The organism is Micromonospora sp. NPDC003776, assembly GCF_053605645.1.
The window spans coordinates 1-2,739 of record NZ_JBSGJR010000755.1; the positions used below are offsets into that span (position 1 = coordinate 1).

At 73.6% G+C, this 2,739-nt stretch carries 3 protein-coding genes; 2 read left to right on the forward strand and 1 reads right to left on the reverse strand.

Annotated elements, in window-relative coordinates:
* Nucleotides 1–277: 277 nt before the first annotated feature.
* The gene (locus ACWEVO_RS34445; RefSeq protein WP_452311595.1) at nt 278–829 is read right to left on the reverse strand and encodes a hypothetical protein; all 552 of its coding nucleotides are present in this window, start codon (nt 827–829) and stop codon (nt 278–280) included.
* Nucleotides 830–959: 130 nt separating this feature from the next.
* Here ACWEVO_RS34445 and ACWEVO_RS34450 point away from each other — a divergent pair, with 130 nt between their 5' ends.
* On the forward strand, nt 960–1,616 hold the full coding sequence (locus tag ACWEVO_RS34450) for a response regulator transcription factor (RefSeq protein WP_452311596.1): 657 nt from the start codon (nt 960–962) through the stop codon (nt 1,614–1,616).
* The coding region (locus tag ACWEVO_RS34455; RefSeq protein WP_452311597.1) for a sensor histidine kinase at nt 1,613–2,739 on the forward strand (1,127 nt) is incomplete at its 3' end. The genes ACWEVO_RS34450 and ACWEVO_RS34455, both read left to right, overlap by 4 nt.

Below are 2,739 nucleotides of genomic sequence, written 5' to 3' on the forward strand. Positions count from 1 at the left end.
CGACCACCGCTCGCGACCGCGGCCGTGACGCCCGCCGCGGCGGCGACCACCACCGCCGAGGCAACCACGATCGGGGTACGCCCGCGACGCCGCCGGCGACGCCCACGATCACCGGCCGGCGCGGCGGCCGTCGCGTCCGCTGAGGCCGGATCGGCTGGCGAAGCGGTTGTCGCGCCCGTCGCTTCCGCGAAGGCCGGCCGGGTGGGCGTCGCGTCGGTCGCCTCCGGCTCGGCCGGCCGGGCGGTCGTCGCGCCCGTCGCCGCCGTGCCGCCCCCGCTCACGGCTTCCTCTTCAGCATCAGCGGCGCGCCCTCCTGGCGGCACTTCTCCAGCGCGGCCCGCATCGTCGGGCTGTCCGGGTCGAAGCCGCCGCCGTTGAGCTCGATGCTGCCGTCCGGGCCCGGGTCGGGGAAGTTGGGCACCCCGTTCTCCCGCATGCACTTGGCCAGCTGGCGCACCTTCTCCACCTGCTCCGGGTTGAGCTTGATCTCCTTGCCGCCGTTGGGCAGCAGGCTCCGGCACTGCTCCATCGCACCCTGGACCTTCGACTTGTCGGTGCCTTCCGGCATGCGGATCTTGAAGCCACCGCCGTCGCCGGGTTCCGGGTCCGGAAAGTCCGGCACCCCGTTCTCGCGCATGCACTTGGCGAACTCGCGCTGCCGATCCTCGTCCTTGACCGGGACCATGCTGGCGCTCGGCGACGCACCGGCCGCACCGCCACCGGCCGTGGCCACCTGCGCCCCGTCCCGGTCGGCGCCGCCGCAACCGGCGACCGCCAGGCCCAACAGCAGGGGCAGGACGAGCAGTGTGCCCGACATTCGTCGGCGCATGACAACTCCTTCCTCCGGGCCGACGCGGATCGCCGGCCGATACCGACCACTGCACCGCGACGGCGGTATCCCGGGCGTAACCGGCGGCGTTAACGCCGCCGTTATTCACGGGCGCGGCACCATGGGAGGCGTGCGGGTGCTGGTGGTCGAGGACGAGACGTTGCTGGCCGACTCCATCGCGGAGTGGCTGCGCCGAGAGGCGTTCGCCGTGGACGTCGCCTACGACGGGGACGCCGCGCTGGAACGGCTCGGCGTCACCGACTACGACGTGGTGGTGCTCGACCGCGACCTGCCGGTCGTGCACGGCGACGACGTCTGCCGGGCGGTGGTCGACAGCGGCACCGAGACCCGGGTGCTGATGCTGACCGCCGCCGCGGCCGTACGGGAACGGGTCTCCGGGCTGGCCCTCGGCGCCGACGACTACCTGGTCAAACCGTTCGCGCTGGTCGAACTCTCCGCCCGGGTGCACGCCCTGGCCCGCCGCGCCCGACCGGCGGTGCCGCCGAAGCTGACCCGGGCCGGCATCGTGGTCGATCCGGCCCGCCGGGAGGTCTACCGCGACGGCCGGTACGTCGCCCTGTCCCGCAAGGAGTTCGCGGTGCTGGCCGAGCTGGTCCGCGCCGGCGGGGCGGTGGTCTCCGCCGAGGAACTGCTGGAGCGGGCCTGGGACGAGCACATCGACCCGTTCACCAACGTGGTCCGGGTGACCGTGATGAAGCTGCGCCGCAAGCTCGGCGACCCGCAGGTGGTTGAGACCGTACCGGGAGTGGGGTATCAGATCCGATGAAGCGACTGACCATCCGCGCCCGGCTTACCCTGGTCCACGGCGGCCTGCTGCTGCTCGCCGGCCTGGTCCTGCTCGCGGTCACGTACGTGCTGGTCGACCAGCGCATGCGCCAGCCGTTGACCGGGGTGAAGGCGCAGATCATCGAGGACCCCATCGGCAAGCTGCCCGGCATGGGCGCGGCCGACCAGCTGCGCGTCCTGATTCAGGAGGCCCAGGACGAGGCGAAACGCAACGCGCTGGAGTCCCTGCTCACCCAGGGCGCCGTCGCGCTGCTGCTGATCTCGGCGGTCGCCCTCGCCTTCGGCTGGCTGATCGCCGGCCGGGCGTTGCAGCCGCTGCAGCAGATCACCGGCACCGCCCAACGCATCGCCGCCGGCACGGCCGGGCGGGGCCTGCACGAGCGGATCGCCCTCGACGGGCCCCGGGACGAGGTCAAGGAACTCGCCGACACGTTCGACCTGATGCTGGAGCGGCTCGACCGGTCCTTCGACGGCCAGCGGCGGTTCGTGGCGAACGCCTCGCACGAGCTGCGTACCCCGCTGTCGCTCAACCGGTCACTGCTGGAGGTGGCGGTGTCCCGGCCCGGCGCGTCCGCCGAGCTGCGTCAGCTCGGCGAGACCCTGCTGGCGATCAACGAACGCCACGAACGGCTCATCGACGGGCTGCTCACCCTCGCCGACTCGGAGCAGCAGGTCGTCGAGCGCACCCCGGTCGACCTCGCCGAGATCGCCGGCCACGTCCTCGACCAGGCCGGCGCGCCGGAGCTGACCGTACGCCGGCACCTCGCGCCCGCCCCCACGGCCGGCGACCCGGTGCTGCTGGAACGGCTGGCGCAGAACCTGGTGGAGAACGCGGTCCGGCACAACCTGCCGGCCGGCGGCGAGGTCGAGGTCAGCACCGGCAGCCTCGACGGCCGCGCCACCCTGGTGGTCGCCAACACCGGTCCCGTGGTGCCCAGCTACGACCTCGAGACGATCTTCCAGCCGTTCCGGCGGCTCCGTCAGGAGCGGGTCGCCGGCCGTGGACCGGACCGGGCCGGTGCCGGGCGCGGCTTCGGGCTCGGCCTGTCGATCGTGCGGGCGGTGGCCCAGGCGCACGGCGGCGCCGTGCACGCCCAGCCCCG

Coding starts and splice junctions, on each gene's coding strand:
- ACWEVO_RS34445 (WP_452311595.1), bottom strand. CDS start 829: ATGCGCCGACGAATGTCGGGCACACTGCTCGTCCTGCCCCTGCTGTTG.